The sequence below is a fragment of the bacterium genome (assembly GCA_030697645.1).
Lineage (GTDB): Bacteria > Patescibacteriota > Minisyncoccia > Phycocordibacterales > VMGT01 > JAUYPI01.
This window is the reverse complement of sequence record JAUYPI010000001.1, coordinates 1-26,146: the sequence shown is the minus strand read 5'-3', so window position 1 is coordinate 26,146 and position 26,146 is coordinate 1. Positions and strand designations below refer to the sequence as shown.

At 55.8% G+C, this 26,146-nt stretch carries 20 protein-coding genes; 18 read left to right on the top strand and 2 right to left on the bottom strand.

The features are described 5' to 3' along the window. On the bottom strand, positions 1-504 hold a 504-nt coding region (locus Q8R39_00100; GenBank protein ID MDP3734820.1), incomplete at its 3' end, for a hypothetical protein. 325 nt (positions 505-829) lie between these two features. Here Q8R39_00100 and Q8R39_00095 point away from each other — a divergent pair. The 13 genes from Q8R39_00095 to Q8R39_00035 all read left to right on the top strand — a co-directional run bounded on the left by Q8R39_00095 (position 830) and on the right by Q8R39_00035 (position 17,922). Then, positions 830-1,876, top strand: coding sequence for a hypothetical protein (locus Q8R39_00095; protein MDP3734819.1), 1,047 nt, complete (start codon positions 830-832; stop codon positions 1,874-1,876). Between the two features lie 15 nt (positions 1,877-1,891). Then, a complete protein-coding gene (locus Q8R39_00090; GenBank protein ID MDP3734818.1) occupies positions 1,892-3,460 on the top strand; it encodes a nitrilase-related carbon-nitrogen hydrolase in 1,569 nt (522 codons plus the stop codon). 37 nt (positions 3,461-3,497) lie between these two features. Further along, a complete protein-coding gene (locus Q8R39_00085) occupies positions 3,498-4,622 on the top strand; it encodes a hypothetical protein (protein ID MDP3734817.1) in 1,125 nt (374 codons plus the stop codon). A 158-nt stretch (positions 4,623-4,780) separates the two neighbouring features. After that, entirely contained in the window at positions 4,781-6,583 is a 1,803-nt protein-coding gene (locus Q8R39_00080; protein MDP3734816.1) for a hypothetical protein, read from the top strand. A gap of 370 nt (positions 6,584-6,953) precedes the next feature. Then, positions 6,954-8,987: a hypothetical protein gene (locus Q8R39_00075; GenBank protein MDP3734815.1), complete on the top strand. Its 2,034-nt coding sequence runs from the start codon at positions 6,954-6,956 to the stop codon at positions 8,985-8,987. 204 nt (positions 8,988-9,191) lie between these two features. After that, complete coding sequence (locus Q8R39_00070) at positions 9,192-9,827, top strand: hypothetical protein (protein MDP3734814.1); 636 nt, start codon at positions 9,192-9,194, stop codon at positions 9,825-9,827. A 184-nt stretch (positions 9,828-10,011) separates the two neighbouring features. Then, positions 10,012-10,482, top strand: coding sequence for a PrgI family protein (locus Q8R39_00065; protein ID MDP3734813.1), 471 nt, complete (start codon positions 10,012-10,014; stop codon positions 10,480-10,482). A gap of 177 nt (positions 10,483-10,659) precedes the next feature. Then, positions 10,660-11,322 (top strand): hypothetical protein, encoded by a 663-nt coding sequence (locus Q8R39_00060; protein MDP3734812.1) that lies wholly within the window; start codon positions 10,660-10,662, stop codon positions 11,320-11,322. A 203-nt stretch (positions 11,323-11,525) separates the two neighbouring features. Then, positions 11,526-13,400, top strand: a complete 1,875-nt coding sequence (locus Q8R39_00055) for a DUF87 domain-containing protein (protein ID MDP3734811.1) — start codon at positions 11,526-11,528, stop codon at positions 13,398-13,400. Between the two features lie 141 nt (positions 13,401-13,541). Further along, on the top strand, positions 13,542-14,045 hold the full coding sequence (locus Q8R39_00050) for a hypothetical protein (protein MDP3734810.1): 504 nt from the start codon (positions 13,542-13,544) through the stop codon (positions 14,043-14,045). 119 nt (positions 14,046-14,164) lie between these two features. Further along, positions 14,165-15,184 carry a hypothetical protein gene (locus tag Q8R39_00045; GenBank protein ID MDP3734809.1) on the top strand — a complete coding sequence of 340 codons (1,020 nt, stop codon included), beginning with the start codon at positions 14,165-14,167 and terminating at the stop codon, positions 15,182-15,184. 199 nt (positions 15,185-15,383) lie between these two features. After that, positions 15,384-16,340, top strand: a complete 957-nt coding sequence (locus tag Q8R39_00040; protein MDP3734808.1) for a hypothetical protein — start codon at positions 15,384-15,386, stop codon at positions 16,338-16,340. Between the two features lie 310 nt (positions 16,341-16,650). Further along, positions 16,651-17,922: a hypothetical protein gene (locus tag Q8R39_00035; protein ID MDP3734807.1), complete on the top strand. Its 1,272-nt coding sequence runs from the start codon at positions 16,651-16,653 to the stop codon at positions 17,920-17,922. Positions 17,923-17,954: 32 nt separating this feature from the next. Here the strand turns inward: Q8R39_00035 and dnaB are convergent, their stop codons facing one another. Further along, entirely contained in the window at positions 17,955-19,373 is a 1,419-nt protein-coding gene (dnaB, locus tag Q8R39_00030; protein MDP3734806.1) for a replicative DNA helicase, read from the bottom strand. Between the two features lie 465 nt (positions 19,374-19,838). Between dnaB and Q8R39_00025 the strand changes: the two genes are divergently transcribed. From Q8R39_00025 to Q8R39_00005, 5 genes are all read left to right on the top strand, one after another. Continuing rightward, the gene (locus Q8R39_00025) at positions 19,839-21,527 is read left to right on the top strand and encodes a hypothetical protein (protein ID MDP3734805.1); all 1,689 of its coding nucleotides are present in this window, start codon (positions 19,839-19,841) and stop codon (positions 21,525-21,527) included. Positions 21,528-21,555: 28 nt separating this feature from the next. Further along, complete coding sequence (locus Q8R39_00020) at positions 21,556-22,749, top strand: hypothetical protein (protein ID MDP3734804.1); 1,194 nt, start codon at positions 21,556-21,558, stop codon at positions 22,747-22,749. A 20-nt stretch (positions 22,750-22,769) separates the two neighbouring features. Beyond that, positions 22,770-23,540, top strand: a complete 771-nt coding sequence (locus tag Q8R39_00015) for a hypothetical protein (GenBank protein MDP3734803.1) — start codon at positions 22,770-22,772, stop codon at positions 23,538-23,540. 77 nt (positions 23,541-23,617) lie between these two features. Beyond that, positions 23,618-24,880 (top strand): VWA domain-containing protein, encoded by a 1,263-nt coding sequence (locus Q8R39_00010; GenBank protein MDP3734802.1) that lies wholly within the window; start codon positions 23,618-23,620, stop codon positions 24,878-24,880. Next, positions 24,877-25,944, top strand: coding sequence for a trypsin-like peptidase domain-containing protein (locus Q8R39_00005; GenBank protein MDP3734801.1), 1,068 nt, complete (start codon positions 24,877-24,879; stop codon positions 25,942-25,944). The genes Q8R39_00010 and Q8R39_00005 overlap by 4 nt, the downstream gene beginning before the upstream one ends. Positions 25,945-26,146 lie beyond the last annotated feature (202 nt).

Below are 26,146 nucleotides of genomic sequence, written 5' to 3'. Positions count from 1 at the left end.
CTCCTTACCGCCCTGTGTCGTGCCAAGGTAGACCCAGTAGTCGACAGTATTTAGCACCGCATTCCAGGTGAACGTTTGCATTGACGAGGTGAGCGGTGTCGGGCCCGGGGTCGGGGTAATAGTGGTCACGGTCGTAGCGCCGCTGACGCTTGTGGTGTACGAGAAGTCATTGAACTGCCATGTGCCCGTTGTTGCATCCTTGTACCACACCCTGAGCCACACCACTCCTCCCGTGAGCGGAATTTGTGTCGTGGTGTAGGTGGTGACGTTGCCGATCTGGCCGGTGCTCACGATCTCCTTACCGCCCTGTGTCGTGCCAAGGTAGACCCAGTAGTCGACAGTATTTAGCACCGCATTCCAGGTGAACGTTTGCATTGACGAGGTGAGCGGTGTCGGGCCCGGGGTCGGGGTAACGGTAGTTACTTGCGCATGTGCGATTCCAGTTGAGACTGTGAAGAGACATGCCGCACCAATGACTCCGGCAAAAAATATTTTTGTCCGCATAAATACAGAGCTATTAATTGTGATAGTACCATAGGCTCATCGGCCGTGTCTTCGATGTTCGGGCCTCGGCTGTGGATATCTGCGTGGAGTACGTTGCATATACCATTGAATACTCGCTCGGTGTTCAATGTTCGAATTTCACAAGCAATTCGAAGTCGCTCATCTCCGACGTGCGAGCAGCATTTGAGTCTCTTGGGATCAACCCCCGCGCCCGCGCCGAAGATCTCACGATTGCCAATTGCGGGGGTTCGCCGGGTGCATAGTATAAAGACTGGACAGCCGCATACAGGCTATCAGATCGTGTGCCGCGTGCTATAGTGACGTCATGCCAGTCGGAGGCGCTACCAACACCTTTTTTTTCTTCATCGTAAGCACGCTTGCCGCGGCGGCGTTGTTTTTTTTCGGGCTGAAGATGGTTTGGGGCATAGACCACGCGCTTTTTTTTCTTTTTTTGTTTGCACACGGCCATAATATTATGGCCTACCTCTGGAGTGTACCGACATACATTCGTATGCCGTCCTCTCTTCGCAGGGTATCACTTGGCGCCTGGGGCGCAGCAGTGGCGTTTTTTTTCTGCGCGGTTTTTTTATGGCGGATCATACCGCTTTATATCGCGGTTCTTTTTCTACTCATCATTACGTCGTTTCACTTTTTTCGCGACTATGAATTTTTTTACCGTCAGCTCATCTCCGGGCTACGCGATCGCCGCCGTACCCTCTCTCTGACGTGCATGCTTACCGGATTTTATCTTATGGTCGTGTTCGGTGCGATTCTTTTCGATCTCGAGAAGACACGCTCGCTCTTTGGGGCGCCGCTTGCTCCGTCGCTCGCACGGGCAGTTTTTTGGGGGAGTGCCGCGCTCTTTGCTCTAAGCGGCGTCTTCCTCATGCGGGACAAGAAACGCCGCATGAGGCTCCGGGCACTTCTCCGTGAACCTGCACAGGCCGCGGTCTTGGTCGCATCGGTTGCCGCGCTCTCATTACTGTCTCGCCTGAGCACGCTCGACCTTTTCGTCCTCTTTGCCGCATGGCATTATAGTCTCTGGCTTGCATTTACGGCTCGCATGATTAGCGCCGCAGCGGGGTGGCAGGCGGCGACTGCGCTGTCGACACACGAGACGCAGAGGACGCTCGGCATCGTCCTCGACTATTGGAAACGAGATATGCGTTCTTTTTTTGTCCTGACCGCGGCATTCTATGCAGTACTCTTGGCAGTCTACTACCTGAGCTACCTTTTCGATTTGACGCCAGCGATTGCTGCTGCGCGCCATCAGAGCTTCTTTTGGGGCGTTGGTGGTTACGTGTTTTTCTCAATTGCGCACATTCTCTTTACTGCGCTCCCGCGTCCAGCACCAGCACCAGCAGTTCAGTGATATATTTGGATACATATGCGACCTCGACATCGTGCGTTCGCGCTGTACTCAGTATTATCAGGTGTACTCATCGGGCTTGCTCTGCCCCCGTCTCTATTCAGGGGTCTTTCGTTCATTGCCATCGCACCGTTTATCGCGCTCCTCTGGTCGAACGTGGGCGCACGGCGCCTCATGGCACATGGGACCATCGCCGGAACGACAGCCGCCATGTTCTATTTCTCGTGGATATTCGAGACACTTCCTCTCACCTGGCTCGGTGTGCACACAACACCCGTACTTGTAGGCATCTTCGTTTTCACGGTGTTGAGTCTGGGGCTTTTTTGGGGGATTTTTTTCGGACTCTTCCTGGTTGCAGTAAAAAAAATTGTTGGTGCGCATACCTCACTATGTCCTCTCGCCGCGCTCTTGCTGTGGCCCGTCTTTGAATACATCAGGACATTCGCCTATTCTTTCCACCCCTATACTATAGGCGAAGGCACCATTGTCGGCGACCATACCGGCTTTATGCTCCTCGGAGATACGCTTGCAGAGATTCCCGCGGTCCGTATGTTTGCACCATTTCTTGGTGATTATGGCCTGAGCATGATCGTTCTCTTGCCGAATATTGCGTTTGCCCTTTTTATGGTAGGGAGCATGAAAAATCTCGCACGACGACAAGCGCTCGTCGGCGCTTCTTTTTTTGCCATTTTCGTGATGCTTTGGAGCGTCGGCGCCCTTCATCTTTCCCGTGCGACACACTCACCAGATCGCGTTCCAATTAGGATAGCAATCGTTCAAACTGCGTTTGGAGTTGTGGATAACACGCGAGAAGGATTCGCAGAGACTGCAAGCATCCGGGCAGAGAGGGCTCGACGTGGCGTGGTTCTGCAATCACTTTTTACACAAGCGCTTGCGAGGGCGCCAGACATGGTCGTTATGCCGGAAGGCATCGGGACCGTGTTTGAAATGTCTGATACTGCGCCGTACCCTGATTTGACAGAGATTCGTATGAGGTTGGGAGAGGAGCGCGATATTTTGGTCCTTGACACGGGTCTGCCGCCAAAAAAATGGAACAGAAATATTAATCCCGCAACGCTGCTTGACAATACGACTGGCGTCATTGGCACGCATGAAAAGCGATTCCTGATGCCGTGGGGGGAGTACACGCCGTATGTCCTGGAGTGGGTTACTCGAGTGTTCGATTTGCAATGGCGCGATCTCCTTTTTCGCTATCGGCCTGGATCGAAAATTGACGTATTCGAGACCCGGCTAGGCGCCATTGCTGTTTTGATTTGTTCGGAACTCGTGTCGCCAAAAATGGGGCGTGAAGTCGCCAGGCGCGGTGCGGACATCAGTATCATTGCGTCGTCCGAGGCGATACTACACAGCTCGGAGCGCCTGCAGGCGCAGAACCTCGCCATTGCGCGGATACGTGCCGCCTCATTTCGGAAGCCGCTCGTATATGTCTCAAACGGCGGTCGTTCGTTTGCGCTCGATGAGCGCGGCGAGATTCTTTGGCAGAGCGCAAGCATCGGGGAGGTGGTGGCGGTGGTAGAGGTAACGCCGAACAACGAGAAAACAATTGCGGCGTATTTGTTGCCGTAAGTACGCGCAGCACGCATCAAGCACCACGCAGTACGCAATGACGTCGTTCGCGCGCGTTGCGTACTACTCGTTGCTCGCCCTGTGTTATCCACACCTTGCAATTCAAAAAAATGGCGCGGCGGCAGGGCGTACCTGCTATACTGAACGCACGAGCACAGTGGGAAAGGCACACCTCAAACCTCTGATCGCAGTCGCTCTCTCGTGCATTGCGGTGCTCGGGCTTATTGTGCTGCTGCACCGGCCGGAACGATATGAAAACGCAGCGCCGCAGCCCGCGAACATCATCGCCACATTGACCGAGAAAGCGCTCGTTGAGTCGGAGCGTGACAGCGACAGTGACGGGCTCGAGGACTGGGAGGAAATCCTCTGGAAGACCGACACGCACAATGCGGATACCGACGGCGACGGCACGAATGACGGCGCAGAGGCAGGGACGGGGCGAGACCCGACAGTGGCCGGGCCGGACGATAAGATTAAAACGACGAGCACGCCGGCGCCGAAAGGGGTAAATGAGGGCGGGAGCGACGACGGGTCGGTGACCGCAGCGGTGGGCAAGGAGCTTTTGAGCAAGTACTTTGTGCTCAAGCAGTCAGGTGGTGAGATAGATCCGGAGACGGCGAAGCGTCTCGTTGAGGATTCTATCAGCGGCCTCAGCGATACTCGTGCGGTGCGCACCTATTCAACCGCCGATATTATCATCGCGGAGCGCGACAGCAAGGGGGCGATTCGAGACTACGGCAACGCGGTCGGCGCTATCGTCACGCGCTATTCGCCCACCGGCTCAGAGAGGGAGATGGTCATATTTACTCGCGCCTTGCAATCAGATAAAGCAGGAGAGGTCGCGAAGCTCGACCCGATTATTGTCGGCTACCGGGCCATTAGAGACGGAGCGCTTGCGACGCCAGTGCCGCTCTCTGCCTCCGTGCTCCACCTGCGCATGATTAATGCGGTTGAGCGCTACAGCGCGACTCTCTCTGGTCTCCGCAGGCTCCAGAGTGATCCGCTTGTCGCACTCCTCTCGTTCAGTGCCATACAAAAAGATGCCGAGGGCCTGCTTGCGGTGCTTCAGGACGTCGAGCGTTTTTTCCGCGAGCGAGGTATTGAGTACGCGAAGGGAGAAGACGGATATGCGTTTGCGAATGCGCTCGCTGGAGTACAATAGGCAGCGGCAGCGCCATAAGGGCCACACATTTTAAAATTTTCAATTATCAATTTCCAATTTTCAATCAATTTTGCAATGACACAATTTTCAAACACGACGTCGCCGCCACTCATGCATTGAAACATTGGAAATTTATTGAAAATTGTAAATTGAAAATTATGCAGCTGCCTACGCGGTTTCATTTCACCTCGTTTCTACAGAGACTGAACGTTCGTTTGTTTGGTCGTGTGCTCCTCGTCTCCGTTCTCATCTTCACGCTCGCGGTACCGGCGAGTATGTTCCTTGCGCCGCAACGCGCGGATGCTCTTGCGACCGGAAGCCTCGTAGAGACCATAGAAATCGGCCCGGAGCTTTTTTCGACTATTGAGTCAACGATTCAAGATATTCTTCATATAGCCAAGGAATATGGACTCGATAGCGTCGGCTGGGTCATCGCGCAGAAGCTGATACAGAAGATAACGAAGGACCTCGTGAAGTGGGTACAGAGCGGCTTTGACGGTGCGCCGGCGTTTGCCACAGACTTTGAGGGCACTCTGCTCGACGTCGCCAATGCCGTTGGCGGAGACTTTATCCTCGGCATCAAAGAACTCGCGTGGCTCTGTAGTCCATATTCCTTCGATATACGCTTTACCCTTGCGATACAGATGCAGCAGTTTAGGGATAAGACGCCGACATGCACGATTACCGGTGTCGTTGACCGGTTCGAAAAATTTCTCGAGGGCGACTTCCTCTCCGGCGGCTGGGAGGGGTGGTTTCAGTTGACACAGCAGCCGACGAATAATATCTACGGTTCCTTCCTCACGGCACGCGGCGGGCTCGTGGAGAAACTTGCCGGCGCTAAAGAGCGTAAGATAAATCTCCTCGATTGGGGGCACGGGTTTTTGGCGTGGACGGAGTGTCCCGTGGGGACAACGAAGGTGAAACAGGGACAGACGGAGACTTGTCTTGGCGGCACCGACGACGGTAAAGAAGCTAAATTTGAACCAATCACCCAAACCCCGGGCAAGGTTATCTCGGAGCAGCTTAACACGGCGCTGGGAGATCCCAAGAAGAAGCTCGTCACTGCAGACGAGATTAACGAGATCATCGGCTCGCTCGCGGCCCAGCTCATCAGCACCATCTTTGAGAGCGCGGGCGGCCTCTTTAAGTCAGATTCGCGGCGAGCAGGAAGCTCGACTTCGATCCTCGACCAGCTCCGTGGCGAGAAGCCTGAGGACTACCAGACGCAGAAAAAGCCGGACGAAGGCGAGACTAGAGAAGGTGTCGAGGCCGATATTAATAGTCGAGCGGACGGGGGTGGATTTCGTTACTCGCTCACGCCGGAGAGCTCGTTCCTTCGTGTTAATCCGGGCGGTACGCGCTCGACCACTATAACAAAGACGCTTCTTGAGGGCACGAGCAAGTCGACGTCGGTCAATGTCGTAAACACAGGCGACTTCTCAGGGAAAGGGATTACAGTCTCCGGGAGCAATCTCGCCTGCTCGCCGACCTGCACCGGCAGCGCGGTAATCTATGTTGCCGCGACGACGCCGCCCGGCACATACCCCATTATCATTGCGGGAGATCCGGCTCCGGACGGCGGGAATATCACGATCACCCTCGAGGTGACGACTGCCACCGATACGACGCCGCCGACTATTACGTCCGCGACCGAGCTTTCATACAACGGATCAGTGTGGAGATATGCCGTAGCGGCGTCGGACGACTTCGGCGTTGCGCGGGTCGAGGGCTTCCTCGAGGAGGTTGACTCGACGGGCGCGGTGATCGCCACAGGCCCCACCGCAACCGACACGGTGGCGCCGTTTGAGTTTGATATTTTCCCGCCCCCTGGCGGAGTCGCGGCAGGTGGGACGGTTAGGTTCACCTTCGCTGCGCATGATGTCGCAGGCAATGTCTCAGTGCCTTTCACTCAAACGTCTACGGTGCCGGCGGAAGGGGGAGGGGGAGGTAGTGGCGAATGACAAAGCTCCAAATTCCAACCAACAATTTCCAAACAAATCTCAAATTCGGATCACGCGCAAAACATGGTTCTACGAACATAGCCACCGCACGAGCGTCATTGCGAGCGGAGCGAAGCAATCCAGAATAGCATCTGTGGAGAGATTTGTTTGATGAGATTTAATTTTGGATTGCTTCGTCACTCCGCTCCGCTGCGTTCCTCGCAAAGACGAACGTGAGTTAGCCAGAACCATGTTTTGCGTGTGATCCTCAAATTCCAATGCATCAAATCTCAAACACGCACGTCGTGTTTGGAAGTTGAAATGTGAATCATTGGAATTTGTTTGGAGCTTGTTTTTTGGAATTTGGAAATTTGGATTTAACACACCACCTATGTTTTTCTTCACGCACTTCCTTATACGCAAGCGCTCTCGTACCCTTCTCGTCCTCTTCCTCCTCGCCCTCATTCTGCTCCCGCTCTCTCCGATCGGGGTGGAGCGGGCGGAGGCAGCTGCTTGTATAGCTGGCCCGGATTGTTTGGTTCTGGACACCAATAGTGTTTTGGGTGATGCCACCTACGTTGTGCTCACCGCGGTGGGTTGGCTCCTTGGCGCTGCGGGCTATACCCTCGACTTTGTCGTGCAGAATACGATTGTAGGTATGCAGAAGATGGTGGCACCGCTCCTTGCGACAGGCGGCGGGATCACGGTCGCATGGGAGACGATCCGCAATCTCGCAAACGCGCTTTTTATATTCGTCATCCTCTACATCGCGATCTCAACGATCCTCAAGGCGAACACCCACGCGATGCACCAAATGCTGGGGAGACTCATCATCGCGGCACTCCTTATCAACTTCTCGCTCTTTTTCTCAAAGGCGATAATTGACGCCTCAAATGTGCTCGCGATCGGGTTTTATACTCGGTATGTAAAACCGGACAAGGTCACACAAGTGAGCTTATCCCAGGCGATCATGAACCCTCTTAAGATCGTGACGATTTATACACCACCGACTGACGAAACGCAGGCGGAAGCATTTCGGAAATCGCTCGGCAGTGGGCAGATGATAACCGTCATGATCGTGGGTTCAATCTTCATTTTGATCACGGCGCTCGTGCTCTTTGTAATCGCAGTCTTGCTTGCGGTGCGCTTCGCGCTCCTCGTGCTCCTGATGGCCTTCTCGCCCATAGGGTTCGTTGGGTTCATTGTGCCCGGACTCTCGAGCTGGGGAAAACAGTGGTGGCATACGCTTATCAACCAGGCGTTTTTTGCCCCGGTCTTTTTCATCCTCATGTACGTGGTGATACAGATTATTAACAGCCCGGGGTATTTCAGCGGGCTTCTCGGTAACCAGCCGCCCGGTGCGAATCTTACCCTGTCCGCTGCAGGAACGGGTGGTTTCGAGGACTCGATGAATCTTGTCATGAGCTTCGTCGTCGTTATCGTCATGGTCCTCGCGGCGCTTGCAATTGCCAAGAAAATGGCCTCACAGGGCAGCTACGGCGTCACGAACTGGGCGACGAAATTTGCAGGGGGGGCGACGCTCGGCACGGCGGCGTGGCTCGGTCGGCGGGGTGTTGGTCGCGTGGCGCACCGGATTGCCGAGTCTGACACCATGAAGGACATGGCGGCGAAGAGCCGGTTTGGCGGCATGCGGCTCGTGCAGACGGGCCTCAAGGGCGTTGCGGGTTCTAGTTTTGACGTGCGCGGTGTCGCGCCGAAGATCGGCGGCGTTGATCTCGGACAGGCTGGCGGCAAGGGCGGCTACGCCGAGACATTCAAGAAGCAAGTCAAGGCGCGGGAGGAGTACGCGAAGGGGCTTGGGGAAGGGACGGTGGTTGATCCCGAGCGCGTGCGAGCGGCGCGGGAAGAGGCTCGAGCGGCGCGGGTGTCGCTTGAGGGAATGCAGCGCCAAGCGTCAGGGCCGTTGTCGACACAAGCGGATAGAGACGCCGCGCATCAGGCTGCTCTGAGAAGCTATGCTGCGGATGAAGCACTTGAGCGGGCGACGCGAGAGAGAACAATCTCCCGCCAGGAAGCATACGCCCAAACAAGCCAGGGTGGCCTCTGGAACACCATGCTTATGAAGCGCCGCGTCGCGCGGACTGCGGGGACGAGGATTGGGAAGGCAGCGGCAATAGCACGATCGAAGAAGGAGCTGCCGCAGATAAATGTTGATATTCAGCGGACCAATGCTAAGTTGAGAAGTGCGGATCCTGCCGCCAGGCCAGCGCTTGAGGCAGAGCTCAAGGCTCTATACGAGAGACGCGAACAGGCGCGTAGTAGCGAGCACGCCGAGGTCATCGCTCGCCTTGATGAGCAGCGAGGCGCAGCGGCAGGAGGCGCAGGAGGAGGTGCTGCTCCCGCTAGCGGAGGAGCTCCTGCTGGCGGCGGAGCCGCTGGCGGAGGGGGTGGGACCACAACGTAGGAATTGTATCGCGGCGCGCGTCGTCGTTCTGAGCCGCAGCGAAGAATCTCTATGACGGCGTGTCGTGTCGAGATGCTTCGCTCCGCTCAGTATGACGAACTGGAGCAACCCTACAAATAATTTATGGTCGTCGTCGTGTTTGAAAATTGATTCCTTGGAAAATTGATTGAAAATTGAAAATTGTAAATTGAAAATTCGCAAAGTATGGATTATACCCCCGAACAACTCGAAGACAAATTCAACTCGCTCCCAACGAACGTGCGGGAGACCTTGACGTCCGTCCATGTCGAAGAGCGCCTCATGGCGATAGGCCGTGCGCACAAGCTTCACCTCGACATCCTCGGCGAGCTTGCGGATGAGACCGGCCTCGTGATGCTCGGACTTACTCACCCGAGGAATTATGTGGAGCATTTGAGTGAGCGGCTCGGCATCTCGCGCGAGGACGCGACGGCGCTCGCGCGCGACGTGAACGAGCAGATATTCAGCCCGATCCGCGAAGCGCTGAAGCGAGTGCACGGGCTTGTGCCCGGCGCTGCGACAGGCGAGAGCGAGCAGGGCGAGATCGGCGGTGCGATACCATCCGGCCGCGTTGGGGATGGCGACCTTGCTTCGCTTGAAGAGCGAAGAGAGCGGCTGATCCGTGGCGAGCTTGCTCCGTCGAAGCTCGAGCACGGCGAGCGCTCGGGCGTGGGTACCACCGCGGCGCCATCCTCCATTCATGCGGACAAGCTCGCGGGCCCGGTGCGTCGGCCGCCGGAGAAAATTGATCTCAATGCGGCGCCGATGCCTGATCCGTATCGGGAGCCAGTTGGCCCCGACGACACTCAAATACGACGTTAATCTCAGTAGATGGAGCGGGCCTTTTGTTGTATTAGAAGATCACCTAATTTTCAATTTTCAATTTTGCAATTTCCAATCAATTTTCAATGTGTCAATGACTCAATGACGACGTCGTTCGTGTTTGAAAATTGAGGAATTGAAAATTCAATGAAAATTGAAAATTGTAAATTGAAAATTATGAACGATGCGCTTCCAAATCCCCCAATTTATCGAAATCGAGGACAAGATCTTCGGGCCGCTGACCCTGAAGCAGTTCCTCTACCTTGCGGGGAGCGCCGGCATGGTCGTTCTCCTCTGGCGTACCCTTCCGCTGTTCTTCGTGGTGCTTGTGGGCCTCCCCATCGCGGTATTCGGCCTCATGCTCGCGTTCTACAAGATTAACAATAAGCCGTTCATATTTACGATTGAGGCCGCGGTACGCTACTTTGTCGGCCCGAAACTTTTCGTCTGGCGCAAGCTTCCGCCAAAGCCCGTCGCTGTAAAGCCAGGAGGCGCGGGGAGGTCGCCAGAAATTCTTACCGTCCCGCGGCTCTCGGAGAGCAAATTAAAAACTATAGCGTGGAGTTTGGATGTGCACGGAGTGCAGGGGGCGCAAGAAGAGCGGCAGCACGAGCGAATGTCAAATGCGAAAAGCAAAATGCTGGCCGAGTCCTAATTTCCAATTTTCAATTTTGCAATTCTCAATCAATTTTCAATGTGCGAATGATTCAATGACGACGGCGTTGTTCGTGTTTGAAAATTGAGGAATTGAAAATTCAATGAAAATTGAAAATTGTAAATTGAAAATTCTAGCAGCGCTTTTCGGTTGGCGAGTTCGACACGAAAGAACTATATGGCTACATCTCCGCAATCAGCTCAAACATTCGTTCCCATCGACGAAGTACGCGACGGCACGATGGTGCTGAGGGACGGCTCAATCCGGGCCGTGCTGATCGTCTCGTCGGTGAATTTTGCGCTGAAATCCGAGGACGAGCAGACCGCGATTATTCTGCAGTTTCAAAACGTTCTCAACGCGCTCGATTTCTCATTGCAGATATTCATCGAGTCGCGCCGGCTCGACATCCGTCCCTATACGGCGCTCCTTGAGGAGCGGTTCCGCGCGCAGGCCACCGATCTCATGCGCATCCAGACGCGCGAGTACATTGAGTTTATTAAGAATTTCACCGCATCGAGCGAGATCATGACGAAGAGCTTTTTTATTGTTATTCCCTACACACCTGCCTCAATTTCGTTCAAGAAAGGTACCACACCGCTCGGCTTCCTCTCGAGTATACGGTCGAATATAAAGTCGAAGAAAACCGAGAGCGCGGCCGAAAAGACCGAGCGGTTTGAAGACATGCAGACCCAGCTCGAGCAGCGCGTCGAGGTGGTCGAGCAGGGGCTTGCGAGGGTCGGACTTCGGAGCCTGCGACTTGGCACCGAGGAGGTGATAGAGCTTCTCTACAAAATTATGAATCCGGGCGAGCTCGAGAAGCCGATACGGCTTCATAGCTGAAATGACAACGAGCGCCCATAGACTCTATTTTCCCAGATCAAAATTTAACGCTAACCATTTTTAATTTTCAATTTTCAATGATCAATTTTCAATAAATTTTCAATGCCCCAATGATTCAATGACGGACGACGTCGTGTTTGAAAAATTGAGTAACTGAAAATTCATTGAAAATTGCAAAATTGAAAATTGAAAATTTGTGCACCATGCCGAACTTTTTTATGGCTTTCTTTGATTTTCTTAAAACGAAAAAATCAGCGAAGCCCGCTGACACGCTCGACATCGCCCCGATCCTCCCGTCGCAGATTTACGAGTCGGGGGTGCTTGAGCTCCGCGACGTCATCGCACCGGCGGCGCTCGCGATTTCCCCGAAGCAGATCAATCTCGGCGAGAAGATCGTACGCACGTTTTTCGTGATCTCCTACCCCCGCTTTCTCACCGAGAGCTGGTTTGCGCCGATTATCAACCTCAGTAAGGTGTTCGACATCTCGATTTTTATCCATCCGATCGAGACAGGTTACATCCTGCGGCAGTTCCAGAAAAAGGTTGCTGAGGTACAAAGCCAGCTATCAGAGCGGGACCGCAAGGGCCTCGTGCGGGACCCGGTGCTTGAGACCGCGCATCGGGACCTCGAGGAGCTCCGTGATCGTCTCCAGCAGGCGACCGAGCGCATATTCGACGTAGGGCTCTACCTCTCACTCTATGGAGAGAGCGACGAAGAACTCGACCGCACCGAGAACGAGATCAAGGGGATACTTGAGTCAAGGCTCGTTTATATAAAACCGGCGCTTTTCCAGCAAGAGTCGGGCTTCCAGAGCATTATGCCGCTTGCGACCGATCTCCTCAACGTGCACTCGAAGCTCAACTCCGCGCCGCTCTCGAGCATCTTCCCGTTCGTGTCCTTCGACCTCACCTCGGACAGGGGCGTACTCTACGGCATCAATCGCCATAATTCCTCGCTCATCCTCTTTGACCGCTACTCACTTGAGAACTATAACTCAGTCGTTTTCGCTACCTCGGGCAGCGGCAAAAGTTACAGCACGAAGCTCGAGATTCTTCGTACGTTGATGTTCGACACCGAGGTGATCGTGATTGATCCCGAGCGCGAGTACGAGTACCTCTCCGAGGCGATGGGCGGTAGGTACTTCAACATCTCGCTCACCTCGGAGCACCACATCAACCCCTTTGATCTGCCGCCGGTCGGCGAGGACGAGTCTCCGGCCGATGTCTTGCGCTCGAATATCGTGAACCTCGTCGGCCTCTTTCGGATCATGCTCAGCGGGACCTCACCCGAGGACCGGATCTCTCCCGAGGAAGACGCGATCATAGACCGCGCGATCACCGAGACCTACGCGCTTAAAGACATCACGCCGGAGGGTAACTTCGACGCGATCCAGCCGCCGTTGATGTCTGATTTTGAGCTCGTGCTCTCTGGTATGGTCGGGGCGGAGAGTTTGGTGACCAAGCTCTCTAAGTACACCCGTGGCACCTGGGCCGAGTTCATCAACCGTCCGACCAACGTAGACATTGATAAAAAGTTTGTTGTTTTCTCCGTGCGCGACATGGAGGACGAACTCAAGAGTGTCGCGATGTACATCGTCACCCACTACATCTGGAACGCGATCCGCAAGAATATCAAGCGGCGACTCCTCGTGATAGACGAGGCGTGGTGGATGATGCGCTCCGAGGACACGGCCTCGTTCCTCTTCTCGCTCGTCAAGCGCGGCCGCAAGTACTTCCTCGGCGTTGCGACGATCACCCAGGATGTCGGTGACTTTCTCGGGTCTCCCTACGGGCTGCCGCTTATCACGAATTCATCCCTGCAGCTTCTCCTCAAGCAATCGCCGGCGGTCATTAACCAGGTGCAAAAGACGTTCAACCTCACCGACGAGGAGAAATTTTTACTGCTCGAATCAGGTATCGGGGAGGGGATATTTTTTGCGGGCCTCAAGCACGTGGCGATCAAGATAGTCGCGTCGTATACTGAAGATCAGATTATCACCTCGGACCCGTCGCAGCTGCTTGCGATCAAGAAGGCGAAGAAGGAGCTTGCGGGAGCGGAGGGACAGGGAAGCAGCTGAGATGTTAAACACCAAAGCTCAAATTTACAATTTTCAATTTTGCAATTTTCAATCAATTTCCAATGAATTAATATTCAAACACGAACGACGCCGCCGTCATTGAAACATTGAAAATTTATTGAAAATTGTAAATTTTACGCTATGCGCCCCACCCTCGACACCTTCTCCGGCGGCCTGATGATCGCCGCCGCGGCAGCCACGGACCTCTTTCAGTTCGTGATTACGTTTATCCCGTTTGCGGGCTCAGTCCTCGCGAAGCTCGCGTCGATCGCGTTCGGTCTCATCGTCTTCCTCTGGCTCCTGTTCGGCGGCGAGCTCAATCTGAAGACTTTTCTCTGGTTGTTTGGTGCCGGATCGCTCGAGTTCCTTCCCATACCGTTTCTTGACATGCTACCTGCTTGGACCGGGGGTGTTGCGCTTCTTGCCGGAATGATAGTATTAAAGCATGCGCGGCAGGCGCGCGCCGAGCGCGCGGCCTCACGCGCCGAGCAGCTCAGAGAGCAGCGCGCGAGGGAGGAGGAGTACGTGCGGGAGCAGGAGGAGCAGATCGCGCTTGTGCAAGAGGAGCAGATGGCGCGTGCCGAGGAGGAGGCAACCGAGGAGGAATATGCATCTCGCGAGCAGGCGGCAGGAGCATATGCTTAATTTACAATTTTCAATTTTGCAATTTTCAATCAATTTCCAATGAATTAATATTCAAACACGAACGACGCCGTCGTCATTGAGACATTGAAAATTGTAAATTGAAAATTTGCGTCCTACACATGCACCGATACCTCACAATCCCAGCAGTTTTTTATTTGCTGCTCGCAGTACACACTTTTGCTCAAGTCGGCGCCCCCGTCGACCTCCCTGCCGGTCTCGGCGCTCCGCGGCTTGCGGTGCGCGTGACTCCGGAGTTTCCGGAGGAATATACGGACGTGACGATTCGTGTCGAGAGCTTCTCGACCGACCTCAATCGCTCGGGGATAAGCTGGTACGAGGACGGCGTCCGGAGGCTCTCCGGCGTCGGCAGGAACACGTTTATATTCAAGACCAAAGGGCAGGGGGAGCTGACGACGATTCGGATTGTCGCAACGACGCCGGATGGTTCCGTCGAGGAGACGCTTCGTTTTCGTCCCGCCGCTGTTGACCTCATCTGGGAGGCGGTTTCCTATACGCCGCCATTCTATCGTGGCCACTCGCTCTCGGCGTGGGGTTCGCGCGTCAGAGTGAGCGCGATGCCAGTCATGCGCACGGACGCCGGGCTTCTCGATCCAGACAGCCTGATCTACACGTGGAAGCAGAACGGCACGGTGCAGGGGAGCGTTTCCGGCGTCGGCAAACGCACATTTTTCTTTACCAATGACTCGCTCGTCCGTGGGCAGACGGATGTTGAGGTTGAGGTCGGCTCTCCCAACGAGACGTTTTTCGCGCTGAAGCGCATCTCGATCAAGCCTGTTGTGCCGACACTGGTGCTCTACGAAAATCACCCGCTCTACGGCCTCATGTTCCACCATGCGGCGCACGGCGCGTATCGTCTGCCGTCGGACGAGGTGACGCTTAGCGCGGTGCCCTACCACTTTACTGCGGGTGCGGCGGGGAGCGACCGGCTCGCTTACGACTGGAAGCTCAATGGCTCGCCAATAGCACCGACAGGCGCGTCGAACGTGCTCACGTTCCGCCAGGTCGCCGAAGGCAGCGGTGAGGCATCGCTCACGCTCGCAGTCCAGCACCTTGACCATCTGCTGCAGGCGGGGAGAGAGTCACTGCGGCTATTTTTTGGAGGGGCGGGGGGGCAGTAGTTTCGCCGGTCGTCATTCTGAGCTGTAGCGAAGAATCTCGTTCACGAATTTTCAATTTTACAATTTTCAATAAATTTTCAATGGGTTAATGACGACGGCGTCGTTCGTGTTTGAAAATTAGGTCATTGTAAATTGGTTGAAAATTGAAAATTGTAAATTGAAAATTAGAGCATCACCTTTTGGATTTAGATTAATACGTATGAGCCCCACACGCGCACACCTCACTCTCCATCGTCTTGTAGCCGCCTGCTTCCTCCTCGCCTTCGGCGCTTTCTTTGCGAGCGGCTGTGTAGGGATCGCGTACGCCGATTTTCATTTCGAGGACAGCACGCCTCCCCCTGCACCACCGCCCGAGGATTTCCTTATCGAAGACAGCACGCCTCCCCCTCCCCCCGACCCAGGCGATCCTGATTTTATTGGGCCTCCTGCGCCTCCCCCCGACCCAGGCGATCCTGATTTTATTGGGCCTCTTGCGCCCCTCTCGGGCGACACCTATATCCCACTCACCCCGATCCCCGAGGCTGCCCCCGCCAAAGGCACGGATCTCAACACCTACGTCTTCGGCGTCTTCAAGATCTCGGTCGGCGTTGCCGCGGCGCTTGCGGTGGTGATGATTGTCTACGGCGGCATTCTGTATATGACCTCTGAGGCGGCGGGCGGGAAGAGCAAGGCGAAGGAGCACATCATGGCTGCGGTGCAGGGGCTTGGGCTGATCCTCTTTGCTGGGCTGCTTTTAGTGACCATTGACCCCGACACCGACATTCTTGGCGGTAACAGTTTTCTCCCCGGCACGGTTACCGTTCAGGACCCGCAGGCGCTGCAGGAGCCGCCGGCAGTTGGGATCCCTGAGGGTGAGGTTTGCACAGGAGCATCCACCTGTGTTGTAGGAACTACGTGCTTGAGTAATCCTTCTAGCTTCACGGACTGTAGGCCAGCTGTTGGTGCAGAGTCGGGCAGATGCGCTAAGTCTTGTCCAACGAAAATATCCAACGGGGGCGCTTGCCAATCAAGCGCGGAATGCGAAGGTACGCTTATATGTCGTGTAGTGGCGGATGGTTGTAGACAAGTACAAGATGGAGAGACTGGGCAATGCCTTGGCCTGCCAGGCATTGATCCACTGTGCATCCCTCCTCCCCCTGGGGAGCCCATTACCTAGTTTTCTCGAGGTAGAGTAGTGAGAAAGGGCCTGTTGCGTATTTTTAGACTTTGAATAACGAAATTGCCAGCATTGACATCCGTGCCCCCAAAAGCACAAATCACAAAACACAAACAAAACCCAATTTCAAAAACACAAAGCCCAAACACTCGCGTTTCCGATTTCGGTTTTGTGCTTTTCGTAATTTGTGTTTTGTTTCGGTTTTGTGATTTGGGTTTTGGGTTTTCGCGCGACGATATTCGGAGTGCTGATGTATGGAGCGGGAAACATCGGATGTCGTGCAATGCTGTAACTCATAGATTTTTAGATTATGTCCAAAAAAACATTTAAATTTTTAGCCTTCGCAATTATTGCCATTGTGGTGATTGTCGCGGCTCTGTGGTATTTCCTCATATTCCGCGGCAGTGTCGGGCCGGACGGAAGACCGCGATCGATCAGGGACTTCTTCCCGTTCGGTCGGCCGGATATCACGGTACCGATTGCGAAACCGCTGCCGGGCCCTGGCGAGGGGACAGGGGGCGGGCCGCTCCCCGAGACTGGCGTTGCGCCGCGCCTCAGGCAGGTATCGGACGTGCCGACATCGGGGGCGATTGCGTTTCTTGATGTCGCATCAGACAAGACGAAAATCCGCTACGTCGAGCGCGCGACCGGGCACATCTTTGAGACTTTGGCGGATGACTACCGCACGGACCGCATCTCAAACACCACGGTCCGACAGGTCTACGAGGCGTATTTTGTCGAAGATGGGGAGGCCGTCATTATGCGCTTACTTGATGAGGACGGAGTGACCATTGAGAGTTTTTACGGTTCGCTCGCACGCGGCGAGGGTGCGACAACAGCGACAGAAGCAAGCGCCGAATCGCAGGAGCTTGACGGCGTCTTTTTGCCGGATAACATCCTCTCACTTGCAGTCTCGCCTGATACGGATGAGATTGCGTATGTTGAGCGTCGCGGCAGCGAAGCGAGCGCCCTCGTCCGCGCGAGCCCGGACGGCAAGACCCGGCGCGAGCTCCTCCGCTTGCCCTTAACCGAGCTCCTCGTCGGCTGGCCCGCGGACGAGACGGTGACTATCCTCACGAAACCCTCCGCTGGGGCACCTGGCTATTTCTACGAGGCTGAGCGCGGGGTCGCGAACCGCATCGCCACCGGGTTCGCGAGGGGGCTCACGGCACTTCTCGACAGCACGGGGACGATGGCTCTTGTTGGCACGTCTGACCAGCGCGGGTATACAAGCTCGCTCATTGACCGCGCAAAAGGGAACGCCAGGCGCGCTCTTCCAGCCGCGACGTTTGCCGACAAGTGCCTCTGGAGCAGAAACACTCCGGCAATCCTCTACTGCGCGGTGCCGAAAGGGGGATTAGGCCTCAGCCAACCGGACAGTTGGTACCAGGGGCTTACGGCCCTCAGCGATGATCTCTACCGCATCGACACTGAGACCGGTGCCGCCGAGCGAGTGATTGACCTCTCCGTCGAGGCAAGCCGCGAGTTTGATCTTATGAATCTCATGCTCGACCCTTCCGAGGAGTACATCCTCTTCATAGACAAAAATACCCTCTTCCTCTGGAGCCTGCGGCTCGAGTGAGTAAGCGTAAGCACGCTTTTGTTTCCTGTTTGTTACCATTCCTCCTCCACCCCGCTCACTCCCGGCACGGCGGCGCCAAAGTCGCTTTTCTCAATACTGAGAAATGTCGCTTTCCGATCGTCAAAGTAGAGTTCAACCTTGCCGGTGGGGCCGTTACGGTGCTTTTCGATCATGATCTCGGCGATGTTCGGCTTGTCCGAAGTTTCCTTGTATTTGTCCTCGCGGTGGATGAACATGACGACGTCCGCATCTTGCTCTAGGGATCCAGAACTCCTCAAATCAGAGAGCCGAGGCCGGCCGCCGCGACTCTCGATCGCCCGTGAGAGCTGCGAGAGCGCAAGCACGGGCACATCGAGTTCGCGCGCGAGGCCCTTGAGGGAGCGCGATATATCGGTGACTTGTTGTACTTCGGTGTCATGCGCCCGGGTACTCGTCGGAGACATGAGCTGGAGATAATCAACGATGAGGAGGCCAAGCCCCTTCTCGCTCTTGAGCCGTCGCGCTACCGAGCGCATCTTGAGTACGTTGTTCCCCGCTTGATCGTCTATGAAAATAGGCGCTTTGGCGAGCTTGTCAAGCCCATCGCGGAGTTTGCCGAATTCTTCATCAGTTGAGAGTCGGCCAGTGCGCAGTTTCCACGCGTCAACACGGGACTCCGCGGCGAGCATGCGGTCCACGAGCTGCTGCGCGCTCATCTCAAGCGAGAAGATGCCGACGGCGACATTGTGGAGCGTTGCGGTGAGACGCGCGATATCGAGCGCGAGCGAGGTCTTGCCCATCGAGGGCCGTGCCGCAAGGATGATGAGGTCTGATTTCTGGAGGCCCGAGAGTTTATTATCGAGCTCCGGGAAGCCGGTGGGGACGCCGCGGAGCTCGCCTTTGGCGTTGTGCAGGCGATCAAGGCGTTCCCACGCCTCGCCAAGCAGTTGTTTGAGTTCCGTGACGCGCACATGTGCGGAGCGGTTCGTAACCTCGAAAATGCGCTTCTCCGCCTCCTCGAGCACCTCGTCGAGCTCGTGCTGCTCCTCGTAGCCGAGATTGGCAACCACGTCCGCGGCCTCAATCAGTTTGCGCAGCAGGAATTTTTTTTGCACGAGCTCGGCGTAGTGGCGGGCGTTTGCGGCCGAGGGCACCGCGGCGACGAGCTCGCCGACATAGCCGCGGCCGCCGAGCGCGGCGAGTTCTCCTCGCTCCTCGAGCCGCGCGGTGAGCGAGAGGAGATCAATCGGGTCGCGGCGCGCGAAAAGCTCGAGCATCGCCCCATAGATCCGCCGATGCTTGTCCGCATAGAACGCCTCGGGGGAGAGGAGATCAACGAACTCGTAAAGTGCCTCGGGGCGCAGGAGGATCGCCCCGAGGAGCGCGCGCTCGGATTCAAGATGCTGCGGCGGGATGCGGATATGAGTGAGCGGAGAGGGGCCGGAGGAGAATGTTGTGCTGCCGTTTGGCATGGTGCGCCTCATTGTACCACGCGCCGTATGCCGTGCCCCGCTCGATCTGCCGTGTTTTGTTTACATCGTGTGCATTGCGGGTGGATAAAGCGGCTCGGTCATTCAAATAGACGGGCGCACGAGCTTACTGAAATAAGCTTTTTGTCAAGCTGACGACAACGGTTGACGAACGAGCGATCCCTAGTAGATTGAAAGTAGACACGTCTATACTCAAAAGATTATATATCCAAAAGTAACAGGTTTGCGAATGTTTTTGGGTATATGATCACGGCGCTCGCGGAAAATAAAAAGGCTTCTTTTCGCTTTCCGCTCGCTTGTGATTATAGCCACGGCGCTCGTCCGTTGTGGTACGAGCTGAGTTCCTTACCAACTTCCTAGAGAAGTTCAGAGACAACATGAATGCTGGAGATTGGCACTGTGGTTCTAAACCTGCACGCTCGCCTTTTCGAGCATGGAGTAGAGAATATGCATCGAGCCCTCGGCACGATAGGTATGGTCTGGTTGGCGTATATAAGCATCTCGTTGGCTGCAGTGTGGATTGCGGTTGCGGAAGCTGCCCCCCATTTGTTTGCTGCAGGGGATCTGTATTATTTCAACGCGCAGGGCGCGAAGACACCGCTCGCGCTTGCGCCGAAAGTTATTGTGCGTCTGCACAAAGATATTGGCCGGCAAGACACACAGGAGAAAACGCTGAAGGCGCGCCTGAGCGTCGTTCAGGCGTTCTCTGACGAGTTTTCCGGCATCGGCATCAGTGTGATGGACAACTCTCCGGTGGGCACCGTATACCTGCTTGAATTTCTCCCGAATACGAGTACGGAGCACATTCTCACGGTTGTCCGCGCGATTGCGGGGAATACCGGCGTTGAGGTTGCTCCGGTTTTCATCGTTGAACACCGGGAAGCTCTGATCGGCGGCGTGATTCTCACGCCGCGGCTCGCGCTCGAGGCGAGTTTTATCGAAGAGGAATTCAAACGGCTCTTTGAGGGCGCTCTGCTGCGCCAGATCGCCCAGAAAGAAAAAACATTTTCCGTGTATTTTCAGGAGCTGTTTTTCTTTGCCGGGTCGCGCATGCCGCTCTCCCTCCTCGGCCTCGCGAACATGGCGCACGCGATGTCTCTCGATCTGCCATGGCTTGAGAAGGCATCGCTTGAATTCGTTTTCCTCTCGAATCCGGTCGTCGTGTCCATGTACGTTGAACCGCTAACGGGCACTATCGGCGAGGTGCGGACGCTCTCGCTCTCGGTGACGGTCTATAATGATCCAGATATCGTGCTTGACGAGAGCATTTTCCCTCGGTTCGGGGAGGGGACATTCGCTCCGATGTTTTCGGGCAACGTAATCCCGCCGGACGCCTTCTTCAGGGTTGTCGGCGAGAAAGAGCGAATTCCGTATAGTGATTCTCGGCGCACCACCATCACACATCGGTGGCGCTTTATGCTCTACGTGCCCGCAAAAGAGTGGGTGCTGCAGCAGCGCACTATTGTGTACAAAAAAGGCGGCGTCTCCGAGGAGGTGCGTGTGCAACCGGTGACCTTTATTACCCTTGCCCATACGCTCTCTGGCATCACTATCCTCGACATTCCGGCTCCCCTGCCGCTTGAAGCGCCTGAATTTAGCATAGCGACAGTCCCCGAGCCGACGGTGCCTCGCTATTGGTTTGGAGAGCGCATGCCGCGTCCACTCTCTGTGGGATATGCGGGCTTGATTGCCGGAACCGTCTGTGTCCTCTCTGTGGTGTTGCTCTGGGCCCGAGCGGCGTTTCCAAGAAAACAGACTCTGCCCGACGAGACAAGGCGCGCCTCATACGCAGAGAGAATCCGTCATCTGAAAAAAGATGCAGATTTCTATAGCGGACTTGAGGAGGTGCTCGCCGCAGCGCTCCGGGCCGTGCTTCCTGCACTCCCGAGGCGGTTTTCTTTTGCCGCGACGAGAGAGCTCATGGAAAACGATGTTGAAGCAGAGGCCCTGTTCACCTACCCCGCGCTGCTTCGAGAGGCCGAGGTGCTCCGCACCCGTCTTGAGCGGCGGTTTGCTCCCGATTTCGCGTTTGTCGCAGAAGACATGGATGCATGTGCCGAATCGGCGTTGCGCGTGCTCGAGTTGCTCCAGCACGCACCGAGCGCCCTGCGACCCGCGCAGCATATACCTGGGTAACCCACGGATAAGATAGAAAGGATGAATTATGAACGTGTTCGGCTTTGCGGAGCCGCTCTGGCTCTTGCTCCTCGTGCCGCTCGCGGCGGGGTTCCTCGCGCGAGAGCGGTTCGTTCACTTCATCCGAAAGTCGACGTATGAAAGACGGGGAGGGCATGAGCGCGGCTTTGCCCGCTTTGCACTTCCCCGTCTTTTTTTTGGAGCGGTGCTCCTCGCGCAGATCGTCGCGCTTGCGGACCTGCTGCGTGGCTTCACGTCGCTTACGGAAGAAGTGCCGCGAAACCAAATCATTGTCGGCGTGGACAATTCAAGCTCGATGTATAATTTTAACAGAACGGAGCCACTGTACTGCACGGATACATTTCTCAAACAGGAGTATCCTCGCATCTATATCGGCTGTCGAGCGCTCCTGCGTCTTATCGACGAGGTTGAGGCGTTTGCGCTGAGGCAAAAGACGCGCGCCGCGGACCTCATCGGTATTCTCCGCTTCGCGCTTTATTCGAAGGTGCAAGCGTATCCGACGAGTGATTACAGCCAGTTGCGCAAGCAGATCCTCGAGATGAACTGGGTCCTCCCTGGCCACCTTGGCGTTTATACTGAGGTGCACCTTGCGCTCTGGGATATGTATCTTATGGCGCTTGAGCGCAACAGAGCGCGCGACACGGGGCTCACGTTTCTCAGCGGCGAGGATATGCGAAAACTAGCGGCCTCCCTTTATCCAGACTCAGGCACTGACCGGTTTTCTCCGCCCGTAGCGCTTGAGGGGAAGCTCGGGCGGCTCCGAGTGGAGCTCGAGGATACGGTATTTATCCTTCTCACTGACGCCCACCCGGGGCAGCTTGAAGAGCGTCTCCACAGAGCACCGGTTTCCTTCAAGAAGCTCTCGGAGCTCGCGGCGTTACTCGAGCTTCCGATCTACATGATCTCTACTGGCGAACCGAATGCTCTCTACCAGCGACTCGTGCGGGAAACCGGCTTTGGACCACGAGGGGGGCTCCATCGCGGCAATTTTTTCACCCTCAAGTCCGGCCGTAGAGATAACCTCGAGCCTGTGGACGAGTTGGTGAAAACGATACTCTCGGCGCGTTTTGGTAGGACGGTTACGGTGTCTGTGGAGCGACGCGTATCGTACGCGACCGAGGCAGCGCTCGTTGCTTTGACTTTTTTGCTCTGCGCGGTACTCTGGAGGGAGTATGTTGATCGTTCTCTGACAGAAGTATAGAAGTATAGAAGGTGGCAGATATGCTCTCGCGACGTAGGAAACGATTATGTTGTATCGTCCTCGGGTGTGGCGTTGTACTCGCCGTGCTCTCTCTCGGAATCCTCGGAAGCGTGGGGCATCGTGTCGCATTTCTCGCAGAGTATGAGACTCGGCGCTCAGCCGAGAATAAAGAGCGCGCCGTTGCGGCAGAGTTACAGAGGACACTTTTTGCGCACGATACGCACGGGGAGAGGACGGAGCTCGTTGCTTTGCTCTCGGCTCTTTCGGGAACGACTCGCGCTTTCTTTGAGAATCTTGCTCTCGCACGAGAGATTGAAGATAGGTTCTGGAGCGGGGAGGAGCTGCTGCGGAGTGCAGGTCTTTTGCTCCGGGCCAATAAAAATGATCCGATCGCAAAAGAATACCTTGATCGCGCAGCGCTCATGAGCGAGCAAAACCGGGCGGCGCTTGCGAGACTCGAGGAGATTCCGGGGAATTGTCTGTGGAATGCGCGCTTGTGGTATTTGCGCGGTGCAGTCATATATCGCGCGCTTGCGTTCGTCAAACCAGAGGCGCAATTCAGCGCGTTCGATCTGATCGAGCAAGCGATCAAAAATTTTGAGCGTGTATTCACCTGCGTGCCGCGCGACCGCGCTGCTGAAGTTGCGATTGAAAAGCTCTACGAACAACAGAAAGAGCGTGGCGGCGGGGCGGGTACCGCGAAGGCGGATGAATTGCGATTGAAACTGCTCCCACAAGGAGAACTTGGTCCGGGAACCGGAGGTGCTGATCGCCAGCAAGGCAGACACTAGAGTTGTCTTGCGGATAGAGGCCCCTGCTCGCGCGGGGGCCTCTCTACATTGTATGTGAATCGAGGGAAGGGAAGCTGATGGACTGGCTGGTGCAGTTTACCGACATCGTTTTTAGACAGCCCTACCGACTGTATGCGATTCCGCCGGTTGCACTCGTCTTCGGGGTGCTGTTCGCATGGAAGTATCGCGACGCTGTGCGCGTTATGAAACGTCCGTGGTACGATATGCACGAGCGCCGCGTGCCGTCTCTTTCTCGTTACGCGGCGAGAGGGATTTTGTTCGTCGTACTCGCAGGCCTTTTGGTGTGTGTATTGACCGAGCCTGAGTGGCGGTTTGTCGAGCGAGAGCCGGTGTACGGGCGCGTGCGGATTACGTTTCTCTTTGATTCCTCTCCGTCCATGCGCTTTGCCGAGGACATCGCCCCGAACCGCCTCGAGGCGGCGAGAGCCGTGGTGGCAGAGCTCGTGAGAGCGCTCTGGACGGATCCCGCGCTCAAAGGCAACTATGTGCTCTCACTCATACCATTTGCCGGCGGGGCGATACCATTGTATCTCCCGTTTACAACCGCGCGGGAAAGCTTCCTCGAATACTTGCGCGTGATTGATGAAAAGACCGTCACCACCGCCGGCACGAGCGTCTACGCGGCGCTCCGCGGGCTTGACCAGCTGCTCTTTAAGTATCCGGCATGGGGGAAGGGAACGGTGGACGTCGTCATTCTTCTCTCGGACGGCGGCAAGGAGGAAGGCATTGAAGTGCCGAGGAATAAAATTGCGGCTTTAATCAAAGAGCTCCCCGGCGTGGTGCGTATCTATACGGTAGGCATCGGATCGAGAGAGGTTGATGCGGCCTGCGCCGCACGCTTTATGCACGAGCGGACTCGCGCTTCCAAGGAAGAGGTAGCACTCCTCTGCGCGCGGCCCGTGCCGGTTGCGCTTCTCGCGCGTCAGGATGACGGGAGCGCGCGCTATCTCCGGATGAACCCAAATGATCCGAAAAGTTCGATACTCGTCTCGACACTCGATGAAGACACGCTGACCTTCATCGCGGAGAAAGGCGGAGGAGCGTATACGTTCTTTGAAAATCGGGTGGTGCTGCTTTCTATTTTTCGCGATATAGTCCTCCGCAACCGCGTGGTGGAGAGCTGGATTGAGAGGCCCTACTACAGACCGGCAGCAGAGGTTTTTCTGATTCCGGCGTTTATCCTCGCCTACTTTCTTTCTGGATTTGGCGGGTGGATTAGCACGGGCGCTCGTTCTCTACGGAAGTTTTTTTGCGGCTTCACGCATGAGGGTCGCCGACGGACCATAACGCGTGAGACAAGAAAGCGAGGAAGTACATGAGGTGTCGTCTATTTTTGCTGCGAGTGGTTTTTGTTTGCGTGTGTCTTTCTGCGTTTCCTGCGCGCGGTGCGGTTCGAGCCGAGGCGTCTGCCGACGCTCCCGACCTGATCGGAGCGGAGATGCGAGCACTCGAGGCGGAAAGTTCGTATGTCGTGAAAATTATTGCCGGCTCGAAAGACAATCTCAGTCTGGGGACCGGCTTTGTGTTTAAGGACTCTGGGGCGTGGCATCTGGTCACCAACAATCACGTCGTGGAGCAGGCCTCTCTTACCGCGTGGGTGCAGTTTCATGGGACAGGCGGCTATCAGCGCGTGCGTATTATCGGGCGGGATCCGGCTCAAGACACCGCGCTTCTTGAAGCACCGACGCCGATTCCAGACGGAATAGTACCAGCGGTCCTCGGGAAATCCCGGGAGCTTCGGGTTGGGGACCGCGTGTATGCGATTGGACACCCGTATGGTAAGCGGAACGTCTCCATCGGCTGGGTGAACGGGCTGACCTCTCCCATCTCGTCGCATTTTGTCTCGACGCAGGCGCCAATGCATCCCGGCAACTCCGGCGGTCCCTTGGTGCGATTTCGAGACGGTACGCCGGAAATTGTGGGGCTCAATACTGCGATCGCCACAACCGGATTGTTGAGTATGAGTCTTGGCATTGATCACCTGCGGAAAATGCTCCCACGGCTCAAGACCGAGCGGGTCGTGCACCACGCCTCAAGCGGGCTTTTGGTCCGGGACATTGACGACGTTCCCCCGCCTCTTTTTGAGGCGGCGACCGACACCCCGTACGCTGAGCGAAGTACGCTCTGTAGCGGCGTGTTTATCTACGAGGTGCAAGCACACTCATCTGCTGAGAAGGTCGGCGTACGAGCGGGCGACTGCGTGCGTAGTATCATCCTTGTCGGGCGCGAGGTGTCGTTTCGAAGTGCCGAGCAATTTGCCGACATGATCTTTTTTGATTTTCGTCCGGAGGAGCGGGTGACGATCAAAACGACGCGCGGAAGCCAGGAGTTCCTCCGCGAGATCACGCTTGGCACCCATACCAAGACTCCCGGAAGTAAATGAGAGTGGGCGCATGTACTGTGTGCTCTCCGAGGCGGCCGCCCTGCGGCCGCCTTTTAGCATCTGCATAAGGCCACATACATCCTGCACTCTTTCAAACCAGTAAAAGAGAGTGAGGATCTTCAACAAATTTAAGGGAACGAAGGGATTCATCTCCACCTGGGAGCGCGTGATACGCTTCCGGGATATGATTACTGAAACAGCC